We start from the raw sequence: 24006 nt of genomic DNA on the forward strand, positions 1-24006 counted from the left end.
ACAATAAAAAATTCAAACTTATATAATTTTCAAAGAGCGAGCAATTCTATGAAAAATCAAGCTATTTTTTCATATCAGCTTAACAGATTCTATTTTTTTATTTCCATCAGTAAATTAATATATTATACAATTATAGCATATTATTCTATAATTTCCCATTATTTAAGTGTTAATTATTTATAAACACTGTTATTAACTCTATTTAATAGGCAATAATTAATAATAACTATATTTTTTATTGGAGAAATTTAATGAAAAAACGTAAACTATTTATTTTAAATTTAATTCTAGTTTTTATTATTTGTTCTCTTAATTATTTTCAACTATACTCAAACTCATCCTTAAATAATGAAATGATTATTCATTATATAGATGTTGGCCAAGGTGATTGTATATTAATTCAAGTTAACGAAAAAAATTTATTAATTGACTCTGGTTCATCTAGCAACCGAAATGAATTATTGAATTATTTAAATAAATTAAAGATAAAAAAATTTGATTACATTATTGCCACACATCCTCATGAAGATCATATAGGTAATATGGATACAATTATAAAAAGATTCGATGTTGATAAATTTTATTCTCCTAAAGTAACTCATCCCTCTATCTGCTTCGAAAATATGGTAAATGCATTAATAGATAAATCTCTAAATATTAATATTTTAGCAAAAGATGCAAGTAAGATAAACCTTGGTGAAAATACTAACGTAGAGATATTTTCACCATTGAAAAATATGATTAGTGATAATTATAATGATTATTCTTCAGTTATTAAATTAACGTTTCACAATAATTCTTTCTTATTTACAGGAGATGCTGAAGTTTACACTGAAAATCAACTTCTCTCTGATAATATAGATTTAAAATCTGATATAATTAAAATAGGTCATCATGGTTCTAAAACTTCTACCTCTTATAATTTTTTACATGAAGTTAATCCATCCTTTGCAATAATTTCTGTAGGTGAAAATAATACATATGACCACCCTAGCATGGATACCCTATTAAATCTTGAACTAATGAATATACAAACTTATAGAACAGATTTAAATGGTACAATAATAGTTACTTCAAATGGTAATACTATATCTATAGACTCATTAAAAGACTAATTTCTCCTATAAATGATAGATGCTCCTAATTTCTTAGGAGCATCTATCATTTAAGGATTATTTCCTTAAATCAATAATATAAAATTATCTTCTTAATTTATAATATATTTTCTTCTGGAGAACTTTCTTCTTTCTCTTCTATATTGTCATCAATATCTTGATTTTCAATTACTTTTTCTACAGTTTTATCATCTTTTAATTCAAATATTTCTTCATCACTATGTTCTTCATTATATATATCATTTTCATCTAATTTTATATCAACATTTTCCTCTTTTATATTAATATTTTCTTCATCTTCACTTTCAACATTAATATATTTTTTCCAATTAACAAATATTTTATATAAATTAACTACATCTTGTTCATTATACTGTAATATAGTTTCAATTTTTTCTTTAGGCATTCTTTCAATATATTCTTTATCTTTAAGAACCTTATGAAAAGTTTTAGCTAAATTTGACCCGCTTATTACATCGCCTTCTCTATAAATTTCAAATATTTTTTCTAATTTTTTTAATCCAATTGATGTGTTCATATCTTTTTCGTATTCTTTTTGAATATCAACTGATTTAAATTCCTTGTCAAAATCAAAATAAATATTATATTTATTAAATAAGTATTTTATTACTGTAAAATCATTATTTCCAGAAAATGTAACTATAGTTTTTTTACCTGCTTTTTTCATACGTATAAAATATCTCTTTGCAAGCAATAAAATTTCTACAACTTCATTTTTATTTTCAATCATATATTGAGTTACATAAATTTTATTATCTGCTTTATTGTATACACATGCTCCAAAGACTCCTATACATTTTGGTTTTTTATATACGTAATGTTCTAAATCAAAATAAATACTTTCTTCTGGCTTACAACTTCCCTCCTTACATTCCAACATTCTTTCAAGTCTATATTCTTCTACATCCACAATATTCTCTCGAATAATCACACAATATCACTCTTTCCTCGATAAATTTTATCTCCTGTATTAATTTTTTTACTATTGCTTATATCTTTTTATTATATCATGTTATTACTGTAGTGAATACTATTTGAGCTTCATACTTTTTTCAAAATTTACTGGAAATTATTTTTATCATCCCCTTATGCTTGACCCACTATACATTTTTTGTTATTATAAATGTATAAAAAATGTGAGAATGATTTTCAATTTGAGGTGAATTTTATGTGCATTTGTGATTTAAAACTTGGAGAAAAAGCAACAATCCATGCTATAAGTGGAAATGATAAACTTTCTAAGAGGCTTTCAGCTTTAGGATTAATTCAAGGAACAGAAATTGAATTAAAAAGAGTTGCTCCATTAGGCGATCCACTAATTGTAAATTTGAGAGGATTTGATTTAGCAATCCGTAAAAAAGATGCTAAAAATATATTATTAACAGCTTAAGTATAAAGGGAGATGACAAAATGAAGAATATAGCTTTACTTGGTAATCCTAATGTAGGCAAAACTACGTTATTCAATAGTTTAACTGGTTCTAATCAAAGAGTTGGAAACTGGGCTGGTGTTACTGTTGATAAAAAAGAAGGATTCTTTGGAGATTTTGCTATAGTAGACTTACCTGGTATATATGCTATGGATACCTACTCTAATGAAGAAAAAATATCAAAAGAATTTCTAGAAAATGAAAAAGTTGACTTAATTTTAAACATTATTGATGCTTCTAACATTGATAGAAATTTATATTTAACTATGCAGTTAAAACAATTTAAAAAACCTATTGTTTTAGCAGTTAACATGATTGACGTAGCAGAGAAAAAAGGTATAAACATAGATTATAAAAAACTTGGAGAATTATTAAATGTTATTGTAGTTCCTATTCAAGCTTCAAAAGAAATGGGAATAGATGATATTAAGACAGCTCTAAGTACTATTGATTACAAAAAAATTGATACTCTTAACTATTCTTTTTCAGATGAAAAAGAAACTTATGATTACATAGAAAGCATATTAAGTAAATGCACAAAAAAATCTAATACTTCTAAGAAGCCTATTAAAGAAAAGTTAGATAATATTATGTTAAATCCATGGCTTGCTTATCCTATATTCTTTGCAATAATGGCATTAACATTTCAAGTTACATTTGCTTGGATTGGACAACCTCTTTCAGATTTACTTGATTCATTATTAAATGATTCATTAGTTCCAATAATAGAAGGCTTAATTAATACTACTTCCCCTTGGTTTCAATCACTTATCATTGATGGTATAATTGGTGGAGTTGGTGGAATATTAGTTCTTTTACCTATTATTTTATCTTTATTTGCATGTATAACAGTATTAGAAGATAGTGGATATATGGCAAGAGTTGCATTTATAATGGATAAGATTATGAGAAAAATGGGGTTATCAGGCAAAGCATTTATCCCTATGATTGTTGGCTTTGGATGTTCTGTTCCTGCAATTATGACAGCAAGAACATTGGAAAGCGAAAAAGATAGAAAATTAACAGCATTATTAATACCACTTATGAGCTGTAATGCAAGATTACCTGTTTATAGTATATTTGCAGCCGTATTTTTCCCTAAATACGTTGGATTAGTAGTTGCTTCACTATACTTCTTAGGTATTGTTTTAGCATTCATACTTGGTGTTATTTTTAAACATACAATATTTAAAAATGAAGAAGAACCTCTACTTATTGAATTGCCAGAATATAAATTACCATCACTAAGGAATTTACTTAATCAACTTTATGAAAAGAGTAAAAGCTTTATAATAAAAGCTGGTACATTAATATTTGCAATGAGCATAGTTTTATGGTTCTTATCAAACTTTAATTTTACTGGAATGACAGATGTTAATAATAGCATATTGTCTTCAATTGGAGGATTTATTGCTCCAATATTTAAACCACTTGGCTTTGGTAACTGGCAAGCATCAGTGTCACTATTAACAGGTTTAATTGCTAAAGAGACAGTTGTTTCTTCTATGGGTGTAATATTTGGAGGAAATCTTCAAACACTTCTTCCTCTTCATTTTACAGCACTTTCAGCTTTATCATTTATGGTATTTGTATTACTTTACACACCATGTATAACAGTTGTTGGTACTATGAAAAAGGAATTTGGCACTAAGATGACATTATTCTCTGTAGCTTATCAATTAATTTTGGCTTGGATAGTTTCATTCTTAGTATTTAATATCGGTTCATTATTTTTTTAAACTGATTCTATAAAGAAGGTGAATTTATTTGGAAATAATAATAACTGCAATTTTAGTTATTGCTTCTGGATATATAATTTTTAAAAATATAAAAAAATCATCTAAAGGTAATTGTAACTGCGGAAGCTGTTCATCAAATTGCTCTAGTTGTAAAAAGTAAGAGTAGCGAGAATTCTCGCTACTCTTCTTTTTTTGTATTTTTACATTTCTCTTTTTTAACATTCATCTTTTTATGATCATAATCAGTTAATTCATCTATAATATCTTTATTTTTGTCTAAAAGTTTTCCATAATATATTTTTATTGTTGCAGCTGTAGGTGATGCTAAAAGCATTCCTAATGGCCCAAAGAATCCTCCACCTATAACTACTGAATATATAATCCAAAAAGGTCTAACCCCAACCTTATCTCCTATAAGTTTAGGATCTAAATACCAACCATCAAACATTTGCAATCCAAATAAAGTCAAAAAAACAATTATCCCTTTAGCTGGTGATACAAATACATTTATTAAAAACCCTATAATTTCTCCTACAAATGGTCCAAAATAAGGAATCATATTTGTTATCCCCACTAATATTGCTAATAAAATAGCATACTCAGATTTCACTATATTTAATAACACAAATGCCATAATTCCAATTATTAATGAATCAATTGCTTTTATTCCTATGTATGTACCTATCATTGAATTATACGTTTTAATGAACTCAACTATCTTTTCACTTTTTTCTTTTTTTATTACTAAATATAAAACTCTTTTACACTCAAATAATAATCGTTCTTTATCTATCAATATGTAAATTGCTACTAACAATCCAATAATAAATTTAACAATCACCGATGAAAATGTTACCATTTTCAATAATGATCCTTCAATAGCAGTCATTACAAGATTTCCTGCTTTATCAATATACATATCTATATTCACTTTTATACCAGCTGTATTTATAAACTTACTTACATCATCCTTTTCAAGTATATTATTAATAAAATCTTCTATTGATGATATATAACTAGGCACATCACTACCTATTTCTTTTATATTTTCTATTAAACCTGGTATACCATATACAGCCAATAAAATTATTGAACCCAATAATATTGCATACGTTAAAGTTATAGAAATGTTTCTACTTAATTTTACTCTTTTCTCGAAAAAACTGACTATTGGACTTAATATATAAGCAATAATTATCCCATAAACAAATACCATTGAAAGTGAAATAAATTTCCTTATAATATCAATAAGCATACCTATATTATCAATTAACTTAAATGCAAAAATTCCAACTATAATAGTAATTAATACAGCTATTATTAAACTCTTATATTTATTATTTTTAAAAATCAATTACTTTCTCTCCTCCTTTTTCCTTTAATAATATTATTATGTTAATTATATCAAATATACCATTATTTAAATATTGATATTTATAAAAAAAACAACCTTTATTCATCATTTAGGTTCTTTCTCAAATTTAAAACACTAATCAATATATATTCCTAGTAATCTTAATGCATTTTTTATTACTATATTCGTAGCTTTAATTAATTGTAATTTAGGTTTAATAAGTTTCTCATTCTCCAAGTCAAATATAGAATTTGAAATTTCATTAACTGAATCTGTTATCTTAATTATATATCTACTTATTATTGCTGGTTCTAATTCATCAGTAGCTGTTTGTATAAAATATTCATATACATCTAACAACTTTACTAATTCTAATCCTTCTTTAAAATTCAATTTGCTATAATTACAGTTACAATTTAAATTCTCAAACTTTAACAACATACTTTTTAATTTAATATATGAATATATAATATATGCACCCGTTTTATATTCAGTTGAAAATATTTTATTAAAATCTATTATTTTATTTCCTATTCTATAATCACTTAAATAAGTAAATACTAGTGCACTTTGTAATATAGCTTTTAATAATCCTTTATCTTTTTTTAATTCTATATGATTTTCCATTATTTCGTTACAACTATTACTTAGTAACTCATTAAAATTTAAATATTTTTCATTCTTAATAAATGTATCACTTTTAGCAAATTTAACAAGCCCAAGTTTTACATGTTCACATTGTTTAACCCACTCATAATCTAATAATTCTAACACTTTAAATTTCTGATTTACATTCACTTTTTCCGAATTACTGGATATATATAAATATTTATAAAAGTTATATTTACTATTTATGTGCAATAAATCTGCTATCTTTAATACTTTTTTATCTATTTTATATTCATTACTCACTATATATGGAGGCATATTATAATTTTCAAGATTTACTACATAAGTTTCATTAAATTTTATTAATAAATTCTTTTTTCTTAATTTCGATATTAACTCATTATAATATAAATCCACTTCATAATTGAAAAAAGTATTTTCATAATCAAACTGAGTTAAAATTAATTTATCAACTTCACTCCAGATTTTACTTATATTATTAATATCTATTACCTTAAAACCTCTATTTCTAAATAAATTGCATAATGAATTGCCAACTACAATAGTAAAAGGATTACTTATATCAAAACATCCTGATTTTTTACAAAATAAGTGTTCAATACAAATAATTTTCCCTTCTCCCATACAACTGTATCCAAACGCTTCTCCTTGCTGTATAACACGCTCTAATGTATTCCTAATATAAATCCCTTTATTAAGAAAAAAATTCAGGTATGGTCCTAAATTCTCTATTTTTTCAAAGATATCATCTTTTATTTGTTTTTTTAATTCTTTAGCAATTAAGTTAGGAGGTTTTTTTAATATTTTACTTAAGTGAAAGCACGGCAATGAATAGTCTCCATTTTCATATTTTACTGGAACCTCCAACATACTTTCTATTTCTTCAATAGATAAATTAATATACTCATTTATTTTTTTTGCTATATATATCTTATAATCCATATTATCTTCTCCCATGTACATAATATTTTAGGTATTAAAAATATTTTTTGTCAACTCCCCTTTATTTTTATATAGTTTTTATATAAGATAGAATTATATAAAGTATTTTGATAGGAATGATTAAATATGATTAGAGTAGGTGTAATACACATAGGTTCTAGTAAAATTAGATTGATATTAGCTGAAGTAGAAGAAATGGGCTATTTTAAAGTTATTGATGAATTGAAAACTCCATTTAAAATCTGTTATGAATTATCAAAGGAATGTATTTTATGCTCAGAAAAGTTAAATTATATATTATCTACAATAAAAACATATAAATCTCTTTGCGAAGCTTCTGGCGCAAAAGAAATTTTTGCAATAACAACTAGCTTCTTTCATGATTTAAAAGATAGTGAATCTATTGTTTCTATGATTAAACTAAATCTTAACTTAGATTTAAAAATACTATCACAAGAAGAAGAAATTAAATTCACTGTGTTAGCAGTAAATAGAAGCATGAAATTAAACAATTCACTTATTGTAGAAATAACTGGCACATCAACTAATTTAATTGATATCAAAGATGGTAAAATAAATAACTTTACTATTCTTCCTTTTGGTGGAATAAATTTAGCATATACTTTTAATATTAATGATAGAATTTTAAATACTAATTTAGATGTTTCATCTTCATATGTAAAAGATAAATTAGATGATATCTCTTGGCTAAATGATAATTATGAATCAATAATATTCCTAGGTGATTTAGCTAAAACCATAGTTAAAATGGATAAATTTAAAACTCATTATCCTTTAGAAATAATCAATAATTACGAAATTACTCCTGTAGGAATACATGAAATTTATAATACAATAAAATGCAAAGACTTAAAATTACGTAGAAAAATAGATGGAATTGATCTAGATATGGTTGATAGCATGTTTAGCTCTTTACTAATCCTAAATGAATTAGTAAAAAAGGTTTCACCTGAAGTTATTAGAATTTGTAATAATACTATAAGAGAAGGTATTCTTTATGATTATCTTTATAAAAATTATAATGTTATGGATGATATTTTAGATTATAGTATATATGGTATTTTAAATTCTCTAAATGCTAATATTCCTCATGCTGAACAAGTGTATTTTATATCTGCTCAATTGTTTGAAGAATTAAAACCTCTTCACAGATTAGATGATAAATATTTAAATATATTAAAAGCAGGTTCAATGCTTCATGATTGTGGTACTAGTATAAACTATCAAAATCATCATAAGCATTCATTTTATATAATTTTAAATTCCTTAATTAATGAGTTAACTCATAAAGAACATTTAATGAGTGCAGCCGTTGCAGCTTCGCATAGATTTAACGACTATCATTTACCTTTAGCTCAGTTTTCTTATTTAATTAACAAATTAGATATTGATATAATTAATAAATTAGGTGCTTTAGTTAAAATTGCTGAAGGTCTAGATAGAAGTTTAGTTGGTGTTGTTAAAAAGTTAAATGTTTATTATGATGATGAAAAAGTAATAATTACTGTATCATCGCCTTCTAACTTAGATGTTGAAATTCATCAAGCTTTGAGAGGAAAGAATTTCTTTAAAGAAATATATCATAGAGATTTATTTATAGAAAAAGAAAGGTGGCAAAATTAATTGCCACCTTTTTTATTACATTCCAAAAATTAATTTAGCTATAGTATAGAAAAAGTTATAAATTAAGTTAACTGGAATTGATAATATAGTTCCACCAGCAAAAATAATTAATATAAGTATTAAAAATTGATATTGATATATCTTATCTGAAACCTTATAAAATGTTTTTGGCCATATATCTCTAAATATTTCAAACCCAGCTAATCCTGGTAATGGTAATAAATTAAATACAAATAAACTTATGTTTATTGAAGTTATAAACTTTAACATATAAAATAATATAAAGAATATTGTTTCAGGTAATATACTTGATAAAAACTTTGATGTAAATACAAGTAAAATTATACCTATAAAACCTACGAATAAATTTGCTAAAGGTGCTGCAATAGAAACCTTTATAGCATCTTTATACCCCCTTTTATATGCACTAGGATTCGTATTTAATGGTTTAGTCCATCCGAATCCAGCTATTAAAATCATTATAAACCCTATTAAATCTATATGTGCTGCTGGATTTAAAGTTAATCTTCCTTGAAATCTAGGTGTTTTATCACCTAATTTATCTGCAACCAAAGCTTTTGCATATCCTTGTGCAGTAAAAGCTATTAATATAGCCGGAATTTTTAAAATAAGGTAAAGTAATTGCATTCTAAATGAGCTCATCTTTCCTCTCCTTTCATTTCTTTTAAAAACATTATATCACATATTATGGTACATAATATCTTATTTAAAATAATTTAATAAAATAAAAGCGATGAACTAAATTCATCGCTTTATCTTCTACTATTCAGCTGGTTTTACTTCATTTGGATTAGTTTCTTGTTCACCTATATCCTCACTTGGTGTTGTTTCTGGCTTTTGTTCTTCTGTTGGTGGTGGTGTTGTTGGAGGTGTTACTTCCTCTTTCTTTTCATCACTTACTGGTGGTGTTGTTGGAGGTGTTACTTCCTCTTTCTTTTCATCACTTACTGGTGGCGTTGTTGGTGTTCCCCCAGTACTTCCACCTTGATTACTATTATTAGATGCTGGTGGTTCAGTAACATCTACACTATTTTCTTCATAGTCTTCAGGATTTATATTATGTCTATCATTATAATCACTTTCTTCTGCTTTGTAATCTGACATTGCTTCATTAAAAGAATCATAATCATATGTTGATGAATCTGGTATTTTATTTTCAAAAACAAATTCTCTTAAGTATTTTGCATTTTGCTCCGTATCCATTAAAAATACCCAACCTAAATTTTTATATAATCTTCCATCTGCTAATTCTGGTATAGGTATTTGTAATTGTTCTATTTCTAAAGCCGGGAATTTATAAATAGTATAAGCCATATTTAATGCTTCTATTGGATCAATATTGGTTTTAATATAATCAAGCATGCTATTCATAATTCCTAAATACTTACTTGGTTTTGTTTCTTTTAACTTTTCTGCAACTTTTATTAAAACCTCTCTTTGTCTATCGGTTCTAGCATATTCATCTCCAACACCTTTTCTTATTCTTGCATATGATAGTGCTTGTTTACCATTTAAAATCTGTACTCCTGCTTCAGTTACTGGACAATCATTTCCACCAGTAGATTCTCCAATATATTTATTTAACTCCTCAAGCATATAATCTTCAACATCAAATTCTAATCCTCCCATTTGATCGATTATAGCTTCAAATCCCCAAAAGTTAATAATAATATATTTATCTAAATTTATTCCATATGTATTTCTAATAGTTTCTATTAGTAACTCTGGTCCACCATATGCTAAAGCTGCATTTAATTTTCCTTCGCCATGTCCAGGTATATTTACTAATGTATCTCTAAATAATGATGTTAATCTTATATTTTTATTGTTATTATCTAATGTTGCTATAATAATTGAATCCGCTCTTGCAGCTTCATCTAACGTTCTTGCATCTGTTCCAAGTAATAAAACATTTGTTATACCATCAACTTCTTGGTAGTCAATATCGCTTGTTATTTCTGATGGATTTAACCCTGAATATATTCTACTCCTTATATAAAGATATCCAGAAGCTAACATACCGATTATTAATGCAAAAACAACTACAGTCGATAATATTATTTTCTTTTTTGTAGACCATCTTTTTTTACTAGAACGCTTTTTTCTATTTTTATTTTGTTCATTCATAGCTGTGCCATCCCTTCGAAAATGTTTATTCATTTTTTTAAGTTAAATATTGCATTATTATTATTTTCTAAATGTAGTTTATACAACTTACATTATATAATTATAAAATAATAAATATAATAATACCACAATTTCTTTCAAAGTTTTATTAAATTTTTAGAGATTTAGAATTTTTTTTCAAAAAAGTGGTATATATTACACATTAAAGTTGTATCTAGTCTTTTTTATTCTTTTTATATATTATTTTGTAGTTTATTACTTATATACTTTAATTATTTTAACATTATTCTACTTGTTTTGGATAAACTATTATTAAAGAAAATATTATTTATTGAATATTTTAAAATAAAAAAATTTTAATATTTACTTATATATCTTAAAGTATTATTATAAGTAATGTGAAAAATTAATAGATTTGGAGGTCTTTTTATGAATATAAGTATTATTGGAATGCCTCTTTTTTATGGTTGTGATAAACCTGGAGTAGAAAAGGGCCCTGAAGAGTTAAGAAAAAACAACCTCATTGATATATTCGAAAAGAATCATAATGTTTATGATTTAGGAGATATAGAAGTTGAAAAAGTTAGCGAAAAAGAAAAATATAAAGGTGATTTAAAATTAAAATATTTAACACAAGTTGTTAATGCAAATAATGGACTAGCTTCTAAAGTTTTAGAAGCATTAGAAAATGATACCTTCCCATTTATAGTTGGTGGAGATCATTCTTTAGCTTTAGGATCACTTGCTGGTGCAAGTAAATATTTTGGAGATGATTTAGCAGTAATTTGGATAGATGCTCATGGAGACATTAATACAGACAAGACCTCACCTTCAGGAAATATTCATGGTATGCCTTTAGCTGCTTCAATGGGTTATGGTTATGAAAAATTAACTTCAATTTTCTTTGATAAAGCTAAAATCAAACCAGAAAATGTTTTTATTTTGGCTTGTCGTGATTTAGACAAAGGTGAAGTAGATTTAATAAATGAATTAAATATGCATGTATGGACTAATGAACAAATCAATAACTTAGGTACAAAAGAAGTATTAAATCAATTATTATCATTAATTAAAGAAAAGAATATAAAAAATATTCATCTCTCTTATGATATTGATTGTTTAGATCCTGATTATGTTCCTGGGACAGGAACTCCTGTAAGCGATGGATTAAGTTATTCACAAAGTAAAGAACTTCTTCAAGGAATTATGAGTACAAGCTTAGTAAGTTCTATGGATTTTGTAGAATATAATCCTGATTTAGATAAAAATAATAAAACAAAAGAAACATGTGTTGAATTACTAAAGTTAATCTCAAGTGAATTGAATTAATAAAAATGCTTTTTACTTTCAAGTAAGTAAAAAGCATTTTTTTATGAAAAATTGTTAATTAACATAACTTATGATATTATAAAATCAATAAAAATATTTTTGGAGGCACAGATGAAACTTTTATTTTTTGATACTGAAACAACTAGTGTAAGACCTGGCCATATATGTCAGTTAAGTTATATAACAGTTGATACTTCAACTAAACCCCAAACTACAACAGGGAAAAATTTCTTCTTTACAGTGGATGAAATGGATCCGGCAGCCGAAGAAGTTCATGGTTTTTCATTAGAAAAATTGTATGAATTATCAAATGGTTTAGAATTTCTTGAACAAATTCAAGATTTTATGTCTGACTTCTTTGATGCTGATTTTGTAATTGGTCATAATGTTCAGTTTGATGTTAAATTCTTAAAGCACGAAGTTAATTCTCTATATGAAGCTGGTATGATTGATTGTTCTTGGGAACCTAAAAAGACATTTTGTACTATGGCTTACTATAAAAACATTTGTCAAATTCCTTCTCCAAGTGGCAATGGCATAAAAAACCCTAAGCTTTCTGAAGTAATAAACTTCTTAGGAATCTCTGACGATACTATTGCAAAAAAAGCTGATGAATTATTCCAAGGTAGTGGGAATTATCATGATGCAAGATTTGATACTGCTGCCGTTTATCTTTTAGTTATAGAAGGTATGAAAAAGAAATATATTAAACCTGGATTTTTTTCTAGTCAACTTTAATTATAAACCTAAAAAGAGGATGTTAATTAAAACATCCTCTTTTATACATATTTTTTATATATCTAATAACTTGTATAGTTCTTTACATTTTTCTTTGTCCATTGCTGGAGTTCCCTCTAATCTATACTTTATTCCCATAGTTTCATACTTATTTACTCCTAATAAGTGATATGGTAATAATTCAACTTTTTCTACATTATTTAAAGTTTTTATAAACTTACCTAATTCAGTAATATATTCTTCATTATCTGTTAAACCTGGAACAACTACTTGTCTTATCCATAATTTAGTATCACATTTTTTACATGCCTCAAGGAATTTTAAACTTTCATCAATATTAATTCCTGTCATATACTTGTACCCTTCTGCTGTTAAATGCTTAACATCAAAAAGAACTAAATCTGTATATTTTAATATTTCTTCATAATTTCCAGCCCCTACACCTGAAGTATCTAAAGTTGTATGTATTCCTTTTTCTTTACATAGCTTTAAACATTCCTTTAAAAACTCTGGTTGTCTTAAAGGATCTCCACCTGAAAAAGTAACTCCACCACCTGATCTTTCAAAGTAAGATCTAAATCTAACTATTCTATTAACTAATTCTTCTGGTGTTAATTCTAAATTATCTTCACCTTTATCGCTCCATGTATCAGGGTTATGACAATATTGACATCTTAGTGCACATCCTTGCATAAATACTACAACTCTTATTCCTGGTCCATCCACAAGGCCCATTGTTTCTATTGAATGTATTCTTCCTTTTAGCATTATACTTCCTCCAATTTATCTATAAGTTATTAACCAATTAATTTTACTTATATCTTTTTATTTAATTATTAAATTTTTTCTTTCTTTCATTATACACCTTAACCTTATATTTGTTAATACTTCATCATAATCATTATTTATTCATAATAATTATTATTTGTTTAAAATAATAATTCACATAATAATTAATTTAATATTTATTTATTATATTAGTATTTTTTTTGCTTAGTTTACTCATTATAACTTTATATAGTATTAGTTAAAGTAATTATTGTACTATCACTACAATTCTTTTTTTAAAATTTTTTATTTAAATTCTACAATTCTTAGTTTTACTAAACTTTTAATGTATAAATGTTAAACTTATGTTTATTTCTTTTACTTTAACCCCTTATTTTAAAAGGAAAATTCAAAATTATATTTTTAACATTTTTTTTAAAAATTATTGATTTTTTGTTTATATGTCTATATAATAACATTGTTTGTTTAGTAATTTTAAACCTTTAGTTTAGTAATAGTTATTATCAAACAAAATGAAAGGCAAGGTGAAATTGTGCAAATTGGTGATAAAATTAAACGAATGAGAATTGAAAAAGGATTAACACAAGAAGAACTTGCTAATAGATGTGAATTATCTAAGGGATTTATATCTCAAGTAGAAAATGATTTAACTTCTCCCTCTATAGCAACACTAATAGACATTCTTGAAATACTAGGGACAAACCTAAAAGAATTTTTTAGTGACGATAAGGATGAAAAAATAACTTATACATACGAAGATATGTTTGAAACTGAAAATTCTGACTTGAAATATAAATTAATGTGGCTAGTTCCTAATGCACAAAAAAATGAAATGGAACCTATAATGATAACAATTGAATCTGGTGGGAAATATCTAGAAGAAGAACCTCATGAAGGCGAAGAATTTGGATATGTATTATCTGGAAGTATAACTCTACATTTAGGAGATAAATCTTATAAAGTCCGTAAAAACGAAAGTTTTTATTTTAAACCTAGAGCAAATCACTATATCAGTAATGATGGTAAAACTACAGCTAAGGTTATTTGGATTTCTACTCCCCCATCATTTTAGATAAATTTATATATACTCATTAGAAAAATGTGATAAGGTGTTTCCTTTTAATATTAAAGAAAGAGGTGTTTTTTTTGAGTCAAAATATTATAGAAATACAAGGTGTATCTAAAGTTTATGGTGATAATACTGTCTTAGATAATCTTTCGCTGAATATAAGAAAAAATGAATTTTTAACATTGCTTGGTCCTAGTGGCTGTGGTAAAACTACGACTCTTAAAATAATAGCAGGATTTGAAACTGCTGACAGTGGAAAGGTTGTCTTTGCCGGAAATGATATTTCTGATGTACCTCCTTACAAAAGACAATTAAATACAGTATTCCAAAAGTATGCTTTATTTCCTCATATGAATATTTATGAAAATATTGCTTTTGGTCTAAAAATTAAAAAACTACCTAAAAATGAAATTGATAAAAAAGTTCATGAAATGCTAAAAATGGTAGCATTAGAAGGTTTTGAAAAAAGATCTGTAGACTCACTTAGTGGTGGTCAGCAACAAAGAGTTGCAATTGCAAGAGCATTAGTTAATGAACCTCAAGTTCTTTTATTAGATGAGCCTCTTGGTGCATTAGACTTAAAGCTTAGAAAAGAAATGCAATTAGAACTTAAAAAAATTCAAAAAAGACTTGGTATTACTTTTATCTTTGTAACTCACGATCAGGAAGAAGCTCTTACTATGTCTGATACAATAGTTGTAATGAACAAGGGAAAAATACAACAAATGGGATCTCCTGAAGATATTTATAATGAACCAGCAAATGCTTTTGTTGCTGACTTTATTGGAGAAAGTAACATCTTAGATGGAATAATGCTTGAGGATTATAAAGTTAAATTTGCAGATACTATATTTAAATGTGTAGACAGTGGTTTTAATCCATCTGAGGACATTGACGTTGTAATTAGACCTGAAGATATAGAAATAACTACTGCCGATAAAGGAATGTTAACTGGTAAAGTTAACTCTGTTACCTTCAAAGGAGTTCATTACGAAATTGAAGTTATTACAGAAAATAATACTTGGATTATTCATAATATAAAAAGCGCAACTGTCGGAAACACTGTTGGTTTAATAATAGATCCAGAATCAATACATATAATGAGAAAGGTGAAAGACTATGAGAAAGAAAAATAATCAAAGTGCTTTACCTGCAGCACCTTATGTTGTGTGGAGTTCACTTTTTATTGTTATTCCACTATTAATAGTAGTATTTTTTGGTTTCACAATAAAATCTGGAGATAGTTATCATTTTTCACTAGAGAATTTTCAAAGATTAATGGACCCTAAATACTTAAAAGTTTTTGGAAGAAGTATTCTTTTAGCTGTAGAAGCTACTTTAGGTTGCCTTATTTTAGGTTATCCCGTTGCGTATTTAATTTCAAAAATGCGTGAAGGTAAAAGAAATATTTTAATTATGCTATTTATAATACCAATGTGGATGAATTTCTTATTAAGAACCTATGCTTGGCTACCTATTCTAGGTAAAAACGGATTAATTAATTCTCTTTTAGTTACCCTAGGCTTTGCACGCGCTAATCTTCTTTATAATGATTTTGCAGTTTTATTAGGTATGATTTATAACTTTTTACCATTTATGATTTTACCTATTTATACTGTATTAATAAAGATGGATACTGATTTAATTAATGCAGCTTCAGATTTAGGTGCAAGTAGAAAGGAAATTTTCACAAAAATAATTTTCCCTCTAAGTATGCCTGGAATAATTTCTGGTATTACTATGGTATTTATGCCTGCTGTTTCTACCTTTGTTATTTCAAGAATATTAGGTGGAGGCCAATACATGCTACTTGGTAATTTAATTGAAACTCAATATACTTCAATGGATGATTGGAACTTTGGATCTGCAATTGCAATTTTCATGATGATAATAATTTTAATATCTATGGCCTTCATGAATAAATTTGAAGGTACTGATGATAAATAATAAGGAGGACGTATATTATGGTTAAAAAGCTTGAATCTTTCATTAAAAGATTTTATCTACTAATTATTTTTGTGTTTTTATATACACCAATAGTTACCTTAATGATATTCTCCTTTAATGATTCAAAATCAACTGCAAAATGGAATGGATTCACATTAAGATGGTATAGTGAGCTTTTCCAAAACACAAGAATAATGGATGCATTAAAGTATACATTAATAATTGCTGTACTTGCTTCAATTATAGCAACTATAATTGGAACTTTAGCTGCAATAGGAATTCATAGAATGAAAGGTGTTCCTAAAAAAACACTACTAAATATAAATAATCTACCTGTATTAAATCCTGATATAGTTACAGGTATTTCACTTATGAGTTTATTTATTTTTATATTTCCTATTTTAAATAAAATAGGGATAAATGCTCAATTTGGATTTGGAACAATGCTTTTAGCACATATTACTTTTAATATTCCTTATGTAATATTATCAGTATTACCAAAATTAAAGCAATTACCTCATAATATAACTGAAGCAGCTTTAGATTTAGGTGCAACACCTGGTTATGCAATGTGGAAAATAATACTTCCTCAAATAAAGCCGGGGATATTTGCAGGATTATTAATGGCATTTACTATGTCTATTGATGATTTTGTAATAAGTTTCTTTACAACAGGTCCTGGAGTTACTAATCTTTCTATAGAAATATACTCCATGGCTAGAAAAGGTATCAATCCATCAATAAATGCATTATCAACTTTAATGTTTATTACAGTATTAATTTTATTATTAATTGTTAATAGAAAAGAATTTACTTCAAGGGGTGTGTAGATTGAAAAAATTAAAATCTTTAGTTGCATTAGCAGCTGCTGCAATATTAACTGCTTCTCTTTTCACTGGCTGTGGAAATAGTAATGTTGGTGAAAATGGAACAATAAATTTCTTTAATGTAGGAGACTATATTGATGAAGCTCTAATTAGAAAATTTGAAAAAGAAACTGGAATTAAAGTTAATTACTCAACTTATGATACTAATGAAATCATGTATCAAAAGGTAAAAACTAATCCTGGTACATACGACTTAGTAGTTCCTTCTGATTATATGATTGAAAAAATGATACAAGAAGATTTGCTAGAAACAATAGATTATAACAATATTCCTAACTATCAATATATAGGTGAAAATTATAAAAACTTATCTTACGATCCAACAAATGAATACTCTGTGCCATATATGTGGGGTACTATTGGTATTATCTATGACAGTTCTAGAATTACAGAACCTGTAACTAGTTGGGATATACTTTGGGATAGCAAATATAAAGATGAAGTATATATGTTTAATTCTTTAAGAGATTCTTTAGCTATAGCTTTAATTAAAGCTGGATATTCTATTAATTCAGATGTTCCTAGTGAAATAGATGCAGCTAAAGATGAATTATTAGAACAAAGAAAATTAACAAATCCTGTTTACGTTGTTGATGAAGTCAAAGATAATATGATTACAGGTGAAAAAATGCTTGCTGCTGTTTGGTCTGGAGATGCAATATATATAATGAATGAAAATCCTGACATGAAATATGTTATTCCAGAAGAAGGCTCAAATAAATGGGTTGATGCTTTATGTATTCCTAAGGATGCTCCTAATAAAGCTGGTGCTGAAGCATTTATCAACTTCTTATGCGATCCTGAAAACGCAAAAGAAAATGTTGATTATATAGGATATTCTACTCCTAATACTGCAGCATATGATTTACTTGATGATGAAACTAAAAATAATCCAGCTGCATATCCTTCTGATTCTATATTAGATAAATGTGTCTTATTTACTAATTTAAATCAAGAAACTTTAAAATTATACGAATCAGCATTTACTGAAGTGCTTTCTCAATAGTATTATAAAAAACAGAATTATATACATTCATAGTATATAATTCTGTTTTTTTATAAATATTATAATTTAAAATTATAAATAAACATATTATTAACATCAAAATCACATATGATATAATCTATAATAGATTATATTATTTTTAGGAGGATTTTATGGTTAGATATTACATAATAGTAGATGGTCGTGTCCAAGGTGTTGGATTTAGATTTTTTTGTACTATGACTGCAAGAAAGTATGATTTAACTGGTTGGGTAAGAAATATGGAAAATGGTATGGTTGAAATGGAAGTTCAAGGAGATGATTCTTCTATAACTAAATATATTAAAGATATAAAAAAAGGTAATAGGTTCATTAGAGTTGATGAACTTTACCAAAAGAAAATTGAAATTCTTCCAAATGAGCGTACATTTACAGAAAAATATTAATTATATTCACATAAAATAAGAGTTAAATGTTTATAAATCCTTAATCATTTAACTCTTTTATTAATATTACTATTTAACTTTATTATCATATTCCATTAAATTATATTTTTCTATTAATGCAATTAATTTATCTGCATAAACTGCTACCCCATCTGCATTTCTAACTGTACTATACCCTGCATTTTCTAATGCTTGCGCCTGTTCTTTATAATTCTTTCCTGAAAATAATCCTGATTCCGCATATCTTGAATTTTCATATAGAAATCTTCCATGATCTTCAATTGAATCTTCAATATTATCATACTTTCTAAAGTTAGCTATAGTAGTATCATTATAATTTTCACTTGTAGAGACTGTTGCAATGGCTCCGCTCCATCTAGAATCTGCTTTTATTCCAAATAAATTATTATGGGTAACTGCAAGGTCTGATTGCCCCCATCCTGATTCTAATATGGCTTGAGCTATAGTAATTGATGGTAAAATCCCATACTCCTCATAACTTTTAATAGCGCCATGAGATATTTTATTTAAAAATTCTATCTTATCATCATCCAAATTAACATTAAAATTTACCTCTACTACTTTTTCATTACTTATATCTGAATTTACATCTGCACTATTTTCCTCTTCAATACTATCGTTTATGTTATCATTTCCTGTTTCTTCACTTATATATCTTACATTTGTAACACTTTGAGAAATTTTAATTTTTATTGTACTAAATATAGTTACAATCATCAATGAAGATAAAATAATTATCATAGCAAATTTATAAAGCATAGTTTTCTTATCAGATAAAACATAACTATTTAAACCTCTGTATTTAATATTACTTTTCATCTTAAACTCTCCTATAATTTTAAAATACTCTTTAGTGGCTTCACTTTTCCATCTATATTTTAAAGCTACACCTTTGGATATTTATAAATCATATTTACCTCCTATACTTTATTTTACCTTTTTAAGTATATTTTTATTACTAAAGTAACCATAATTTTAAAAATACATATATAATAAAAAAATCTGTTATAGGCTAAATTTATAATCTAAAACCTATAACAGATTCAACTTTTTCATTATTCTATTTCATAAACTTTCTCTAAAGCATTACTTTGTTCCCTCTTAAATTCTTGAAAAAACTCATTAGTTTCATTTATTACTACATTTCTTAATCCAATTAATCCAACTAAATTAGGTAATGCCATCAATCCATTTACTATATCAGCTATTATAAATACTAAATCTAGTGATAAGAATGGACCTACTGCTACAAAAACAATAAATATTATCTTATAAAATATAATGCCCTTTACACCTGTTAAATATTGAATACATCTTTCTCCATAATAATTCCATCCTATTATAGTAGTAAATGCAAAGAAAATTAATCCTATATTTACTATATACTTTCCTATAACTGCAAATGGTAATCCTTGTTGAAATGCAAATGTAGTCATTTCAGCACCCTCAAGACCACTGTTAAAGCTTCCTGTTAATACAATTGCAAGACCTGTCATAGTACATATTATTATTGTGTCAATAAATGTACCCGTCATTGAAATTAAACCTTGCTTAACTGGTGATTTTGTTTTAGCCGCAGCAGCTGCTATTGGTGCACTACCAAGACCTGCTTCATTTGAAAACACGCCTCTTCCAACACCTCTTTGAATGGCTAAAGCTACAGTAATACCTGCTGTACCACCTAATGCTGCCTTTGGATTAAATGCACTATTTATTATTAACATTATTGCTGAAGGTATTTCTTTTAAATTAAATCCTAATACTAATAATGCACCTAATATATATAATATAGCCATTGATGGTACAATCTTTTCAGCAACATTTGATATTCTTTTTATACCACCTAAAGTTACTAATGCAACTAATACAGTTACTATAATAGCAGTACACCATAAAGGAATATTAAAAGATATTAATGCTGCTTTAGATATAGAATTTACTTGTCCAAATGTACCTATTCCAAGAAGTGCTACCCCTACGCCAAACACAGCAAACATTTTAGCTAAAAATTTATTACCAAGACCTTTTTCTATATAATACATAGGTCCACCTGACATTTGTCCATTTTCATCTACTTCCCTATATTTTATAGCTAAAACTCCTTCTGCATATTTAGTTGCCATTCCAAAAAATGCAGCAATCCACATCCAAAATAAAGCTCCTGGTCCCCCTGCTGCAATAGCCGTTGCTACACCAACGATGTTTCCTGTCCCTATTGTAGCTGATAAAGCAGTACATAATGCCGCAAAACTTGATACATCACCTTTTGCCTCTTCATCACCTTCTTCATTATCTTTAACAAATAAATATTTAAGTGCTAGTGGTAATTTAAATACTTGTATTAACTTTAATTTAAAAGTAAAGTATATTCCTGTTCCTACTAATAATATTAGCAAAGGTGGCCCCCATACTATCCCATCAATACTATTTAATACTTTTTCAACTCCATTTAAAAATTCCATAAAAAAATCCTCCTTAAAATTATAAATTTATAGGAGGAGATTAGAGTTAGTTTTTAGTTAAGAGTTTTTAGTTAGGCGCTAAGGTAAAATTCAGGTAACCTGAATTTTTTAATATAAAGTGAATTTCTAATATTAAGATTAAATTTTTATGCAATCTTAATATTAGAATTCGTTATCTAAATCTTATTCCTTGTTATCCCTAACCTAAAAATTGGTTGTAAATTACTATCCATAAGATAAAACTAATAAACTCAATAATGAGTTTAAACCTTAACTACTAACTATTAACTATTAACTTTTAACTAATCTTAATCCCCTGTCCTTTTACCTGAGAGTTTCAGTTTAACTTTAAATTAAACCTTGCTCCTTCGGTGCTCTTATGAGTCTCTCCAGAGGCTCGTCCAGTAACGGTCCTAATACCTGAAAGATTTACTTCTTCGGTGGATCTAAATCGCTCTCCCATTACCTTCAACCGAACATATTAACTTATAAAGCTTATTATATACATAAATTTCAAATCAATCAATATAAAAATTTTTATTTACTTCCATACAATCTATTTAAAGCACTTATTATAGACTTTATTGAAGCTCTCGTAATATTACTATCAACTCCAACACCAAATGTCTTTTTGTTAGTATCATTTCTACTCATATAAACATATGCTGCTGCTTCAGCTTCAGAACCTGTACTCAATGCATGTTCCTTATAATCAATTATACTAACATCTATTAATTTACTATTAGATAATGCTTTACCTAATGAATCTATTGGTCCATTACCTATACCTTCTATTTCACGTTCTTCTCCTTTATAATTAATAACAGCATTTACTTTCGTTGTTTTCTCTGTATCACTATTGATATCTGATATAGAAATACTTATTAATTTAAAAGGTTCCTGTAAAGATAAATACTGCTCTTTAAATGCATCCATAATTTCGTTTGGCTGAACTTCACCTTTTTTCTCAGAAATTTTTTGTACCACTTCTGCAAATTCCTGTTGCATTGATTTAGGTAATTTAAATCCAAAACAATAATCCATTACAAATGCAACTCCACCTTTACCTGATTGACTATTAATTCTAACTAATGGTTCATATTCTCTTCCAAGATCACTTGGATCAACAGGCAAATATGGTACTTGCCATATTTTTGAGCCTCTTTCTTCATATTTCTTCATCCCTTTATTTATTGCATCTTGATGTGAACCTGAAAATGCAGTAAATACTAAATTTCCTGCATAAGGATGTCTAACCGGTACTGGTATTTTTACACATCTTTCATAAATCTCAATTATATCATTTATATTTTCAAGATTTAACATTGGATTAACTCCATGTGAAAACATATTATATGCAACCGTTAATATATCTACATTACCTGTTCTTTCTCCATTACCAAATAATGTTCCTTCAACTCTATCTGCTCCTGCTAATAAAGCTAACTCAGCATCAGCAACACCTGTACCTCTATCATTATGCGGATGAACACTAACAATAATTCTATCTCTATTCTTAAAATTTTGACACATATATTCTATTTGATCAGCAAATACATTTGGTGTATCCATTTGTACTGTTGATGGTAAATTTATAATAATCTTATTTTCACTAGTTGCACCCCAAGCATCAGCAACTGCATCACAAACTTCTAATGCATATTCTACTTCTGTTCCAGTAAAACTTTCAGGTGAATATTCTAAAAATATTTTCCCCTCAAAATCAGAAGTATATTTTTTTACAAGCTTTGTCCCCTCAACTGCAATATTCTTTATTTCTTCTTTACTCATATTGAATACTACATCTCTTTGTAAAACTGAAGTTGAATTATATATATGAACTATAGCTTGTTTTACTCCTTGTAAAGCTTCAAAAGTTCTTTCTATTAAATGTGGCCTTGCCTGAGTTAATACTTGTACTACTACATCATCAGGAATACAATTATCCTCTACTAATCTTCTTAAAAAATCAAATTCAATCTGAGATGATGAAGGGAAACCAACTTCAATTTCTTTAAACCCCAATTTAACTAACATATTAAAGAATTCTACTTTTTCATCTATATTCATTGGATTTATAAGAGCTTGATTTCCATCTCTTAAATCAACACTACACCAAATTGGTGCTTTTTCAATAACATTATTTGGCCATGTTCTTTCCTTCAAACTGATTGTTTCAAATCTCCTATACTTACTGTAATTTAACATGTATAAATGCCCCCTTATATATAAACAAAATAAATTAGTAACATATTATTGTAATAAATAAAAAAAACGCGTAATATTACCCTCCATTGGAGCGTATTTACGC

The 24006-nt window shown here is 26.7% G+C and carries 22 protein-coding genes, 2 riboswitches and 1 other annotated feature (1 of these 25 only partly in view); of the genes, 13 read left to right on the forward strand and 9 right to left on the reverse strand.

Annotation, left to right across the window (positions count from 1 at the left end; genetic code table 11):
• Positions 1-251: 251 nt before the first annotated feature.
• Positions 252-1115, forward strand: a complete 864-nt coding sequence (locus ABUA17_RS03950) for a ComEC/Rec2 family competence protein (RefSeq protein WP_349817959.1) — start codon at positions 252-254, stop codon at positions 1113-1115.
• A gap of 97 nt (positions 1116-1212) precedes the next feature.
• On the opposite strand, the gene ABUA17_RS03955 is transcribed toward ABUA17_RS03950, so the two are convergent.
• Positions 1213-2067: a ribonuclease H-like domain-containing protein gene (locus ABUA17_RS03955; protein WP_042396309.1), complete on the reverse strand. Its 855-nt coding sequence runs from the start codon at positions 2065-2067 to the stop codon at positions 1213-1215.
• A gap of 237 nt (positions 2068-2304) precedes the next feature.
• Here ABUA17_RS03955 and ABUA17_RS03960 point away from each other — a divergent pair, with 237 nt between their 5' ends.
• The 3 genes from ABUA17_RS03960 to ABUA17_RS03970 are packed head-to-tail and all read left to right on the forward strand — an operon-like array spanning position 2305 to position 4464.
• A complete protein-coding gene (locus ABUA17_RS03960; RefSeq protein WP_042396311.1) occupies positions 2305-2526 on the forward strand; it encodes a FeoA family protein in 222 nt (73 codons plus the stop codon).
• A 20-nt stretch (positions 2527-2546) separates the two neighbouring features.
• Entirely contained in the window at positions 2547-4304 is a 1758-nt protein-coding gene (gene feoB / locus ABUA17_RS03965) for a ferrous iron transport protein B (RefSeq protein ID WP_042396313.1), read from the forward strand.
• 28 nt (positions 4305-4332) lie between these two features.
• On the forward strand, positions 4333-4464 hold the full coding sequence (locus tag ABUA17_RS03970) for a FeoB-associated Cys-rich membrane protein (RefSeq protein WP_198133978.1): 132 nt from the start codon (positions 4333-4335) through the stop codon (positions 4462-4464).
• Between the two features lie 18 nt (positions 4465-4482).
• Here ABUA17_RS03970 and ABUA17_RS03975 read toward each other — a convergent pair whose 3' ends face one another.
• Together ABUA17_RS03975 and ABUA17_RS03980 are read right to left on the reverse strand one after the other, a co-directional pair.
• Positions 4483-5658 carry an AI-2E family transporter gene (locus ABUA17_RS03975; RefSeq protein WP_349817958.1) on the reverse strand — a complete coding sequence of 392 codons (1176 nt, stop codon included), beginning with the start codon at positions 5656-5658 and terminating at the stop codon, positions 4483-4485.
• 135 nt (positions 5659-5793) lie between these two features.
• Complete coding sequence (locus tag ABUA17_RS03980) at positions 5794-7230, reverse strand: DALR anticodon-binding domain-containing protein (RefSeq protein WP_055277971.1); 1437 nt, start codon at positions 7228-7230, stop codon at positions 5794-5796.
• A gap of 126 nt (positions 7231-7356) precedes the next feature.
• On the opposite strand from ABUA17_RS03980, the gene ABUA17_RS03985 reads away from it, so the two are divergent.
• Complete coding sequence (locus ABUA17_RS03985; protein WP_042396317.1) at positions 7357-8874, forward strand: Ppx/GppA phosphatase family protein; 1518 nt, start codon at positions 7357-7359, stop codon at positions 8872-8874.
• A gap of 15 nt (positions 8875-8889) precedes the next feature.
• On the opposite strand, the gene ABUA17_RS03990 is transcribed toward ABUA17_RS03985, so the two are convergent.
• Positions 8890-9537, reverse strand: coding sequence for a site-2 protease family protein (locus ABUA17_RS03990; protein ID WP_078061299.1), 648 nt, complete (start codon positions 9535-9537; stop codon positions 8890-8892).
• A 120-nt stretch (positions 9538-9657) separates the two neighbouring features.
• Positions 9658-11022, reverse strand: a complete 1365-nt coding sequence (locus ABUA17_RS03995) for an LCP family protein (RefSeq protein ID WP_221697696.1) — start codon at positions 11020-11022, stop codon at positions 9658-9660.
• A gap of 429 nt (positions 11023-11451) precedes the next feature.
• On the opposite strand from ABUA17_RS03995, the gene rocF reads away from it, so the two are divergent.
• Complete coding sequence (rocF, locus tag ABUA17_RS04000; RefSeq protein WP_195951060.1) at positions 11452-12351, forward strand: arginase; 900 nt, start codon at positions 11452-11454, stop codon at positions 12349-12351.
• A 111-nt stretch (positions 12352-12462) separates the two neighbouring features.
• On the forward strand, positions 12463-13089 hold the full coding sequence (locus tag ABUA17_RS04005) for a 3'-5' exonuclease (protein WP_042396320.1): 627 nt from the start codon (positions 12463-12465) through the stop codon (positions 13087-13089).
• A gap of 54 nt (positions 13090-13143) precedes the next feature.
• On the opposite strand, the gene pflA is transcribed toward ABUA17_RS04005, so the two are convergent.
• The gene (gene pflA, locus ABUA17_RS04010; protein ID WP_042396321.1) at positions 13144-13857 is read right to left on the reverse strand and encodes a pyruvate formate-lyase-activating protein; all 714 of its coding nucleotides are present in this window, start codon (positions 13855-13857) and stop codon (positions 13144-13146) included.
• A 553-nt stretch (positions 13858-14410) separates the two neighbouring features.
• Here pflA and ABUA17_RS04015 point away from each other — a divergent pair.
• From ABUA17_RS04015 to ABUA17_RS04040, 6 genes are all read left to right on the forward strand, one after another.
• The gene (locus ABUA17_RS04015; protein WP_042396324.1) at positions 14411-14950 is read left to right on the forward strand and encodes a helix-turn-helix domain-containing protein; all 540 of its coding nucleotides are present in this window, start codon (positions 14411-14413) and stop codon (positions 14948-14950) included.
• A 74-nt stretch (positions 14951-15024) separates the two neighbouring features.
• The gene (potA, locus tag ABUA17_RS04020) at positions 15025-16083 is read left to right on the forward strand and encodes a spermidine/putrescine ABC transporter ATP-binding protein (RefSeq protein ID WP_055275772.1); all 1059 of its coding nucleotides are present in this window, start codon (positions 15025-15027) and stop codon (positions 16081-16083) included.
• Entirely contained in the window at positions 16067-16894 is an 828-nt protein-coding gene (locus tag ABUA17_RS04025) for an ABC transporter permease (RefSeq protein WP_042396329.1), read from the forward strand. Before potA ends, ABUA17_RS04025 begins: the two co-directional genes overlap by 17 nt.
• A gap of 17 nt (positions 16895-16911) precedes the next feature.
• Positions 16912-17724, forward strand: coding sequence for an ABC transporter permease (locus tag ABUA17_RS04030; RefSeq protein WP_042396331.1), 813 nt, complete (start codon positions 16912-16914; stop codon positions 17722-17724).
• A 1-nt stretch (position 17725) separates the two neighbouring features.
• A complete protein-coding gene (locus tag ABUA17_RS04035) occupies positions 17726-18787 on the forward strand; it encodes an ABC transporter substrate-binding protein (protein ID WP_042396333.1) in 1062 nt (353 codons plus the stop codon).
• Positions 18788-18939: 152 nt separating this feature from the next.
• Positions 18940-19212: an acylphosphatase gene (locus tag ABUA17_RS04040; protein ID WP_042396335.1), complete on the forward strand. Its 273-nt coding sequence runs from the start codon at positions 18940-18942 to the stop codon at positions 19210-19212.
• A 69-nt stretch (positions 19213-19281) separates the two neighbouring features.
• Here ABUA17_RS04040 and ABUA17_RS04045 read toward each other — a convergent pair whose 3' ends face one another.
• The 3 genes from ABUA17_RS04045 to leuA all read right to left on the reverse strand — a co-directional run bounded on the left by ABUA17_RS04045 (position 19282) and on the right by leuA (position 23903).
• Positions 19282-20052, reverse strand: a complete 771-nt coding sequence (locus ABUA17_RS04045) for a glycoside hydrolase family 73 protein (RefSeq protein ID WP_052330618.1) — start codon at positions 20050-20052, stop codon at positions 19282-19284.
• A gap of 236 nt (positions 20053-20288) precedes the next feature.
• Positions 20289-21695 (reverse strand): alanine/glycine:cation symporter family protein, encoded by a 1407-nt coding sequence (locus ABUA17_RS04050; protein WP_349817957.1) that lies wholly within the window; start codon positions 21693-21695, stop codon positions 20289-20291.
• A 306-nt stretch (positions 21696-22001) separates the two neighbouring features.
• Positions 22002-22093, reverse strand: a riboswitch (glycine riboswitch).
• Positions 22094-22167, reverse strand: a riboswitch (glycine riboswitch).
• Between the two features lie 65 nt (positions 22168-22232).
• Positions 22233-23903, reverse strand: coding sequence for a 2-isopropylmalate synthase (gene leuA / locus ABUA17_RS04055; protein ID WP_349817956.1), 1671 nt, complete (start codon positions 23901-23903; stop codon positions 22233-22235).
• A gap of 84 nt (positions 23904-23987) precedes the next feature.
• Positions 23988-24006, reverse strand: a binding site (T-box leader); it runs 175 nt beyond the window's last position.

The sequence above is a fragment of the Clostridium sp. RTP31139st1_H3_RTP31139_211217 genome, from assembly GCF_040227035.1.
GTDB classification, from domain to species: domain Bacteria; phylum Bacillota; class Clostridia; order Clostridiales; family Clostridiaceae; genus Clostridium; species Clostridium saudiense.

Coding starts and splice junctions, on each gene's coding strand:
- ABUA17_RS03950 (WP_349817959.1), top strand. CDS start 252: ATGAAAAAACGTAAACTATTTATTTTAAATTTAATTCTAGTTTTTATT.
- ABUA17_RS03960 (WP_042396311.1), top strand. CDS start 2,305: ATGTGCATTTGTGATTTAAAACTTGGAGAAAAAGCAACAATCCATGCT.
- feoB (WP_042396313.1), top strand. CDS start 2,547: ATGAAGAATATAGCTTTACTTGGTAATCCTAATGTAGGCAAAACTACG.
- ABUA17_RS03980 (WP_055277971.1), bottom strand. CDS start 7,230: ATGGATTATAAGATATATATAGCAAAAAAAATAAATGAGTATATTAAT.
- ABUA17_RS03985 (WP_042396317.1), top strand. CDS start 7,357: ATGATTAGAGTAGGTGTAATACACATAGGTTCTAGTAAAATTAGATTG.
- ABUA17_RS03990 (WP_078061299.1), bottom strand. CDS start 9,537: ATGAGCTCATTTAGAATGCAATTACTTTACCTTATTTTAAAAATTCCG.
- ABUA17_RS03995 (WP_221697696.1), bottom strand. CDS start 11,022: ATGAATGAACAAAATAAAAATAGAAAAAAGCGTTCTAGTAAAAAAAGA.
- rocF (WP_195951060.1), top strand. CDS start 11,452: ATGAATATAAGTATTATTGGAATGCCTCTTTTTTATGGTTGTGATAAA.
- ABUA17_RS04005 (WP_042396320.1), top strand. CDS start 12,463: ATGAAACTTTTATTTTTTGATACTGAAACAACTAGTGTAAGACCTGGC.
- pflA (WP_042396321.1), bottom strand. CDS start 13,857: ATGCTAAAAGGAAGAATACATTCAATAGAAACAATGGGCCTTGTGGAT.
- ABUA17_RS04025 (WP_042396329.1), top strand. CDS start 16,067: ATGAGAAAGAAAAATAATCAAAGTGCTTTACCTGCAGCACCTTATGTT.
- ABUA17_RS04030 (WP_042396331.1), top strand. CDS start 16,912: ATGGTTAAAAAGCTTGAATCTTTCATTAAAAGATTTTATCTACTAATT.
- ABUA17_RS04040 (WP_042396335.1), top strand. CDS start 18,940: ATGGTTAGATATTACATAATAGTAGATGGTCGTGTCCAAGGTGTTGGA.
- ABUA17_RS04045 (WP_052330618.1), bottom strand. CDS start 20,052: ATGAAAAGTAATATTAAATACAGAGGTTTAAATAGTTATGTTTTATCT.
- ABUA17_RS04050 (WP_349817957.1), bottom strand. CDS start 21,695: ATGGAATTTTTAAATGGAGTTGAAAAAGTATTAAATAGTATTGATGGG.
- leuA (WP_349817956.1), bottom strand. CDS start 23,903: ATGTTAAATTACAGTAAGTATAGGAGATTTGAAACAATCAGTTTGAAG.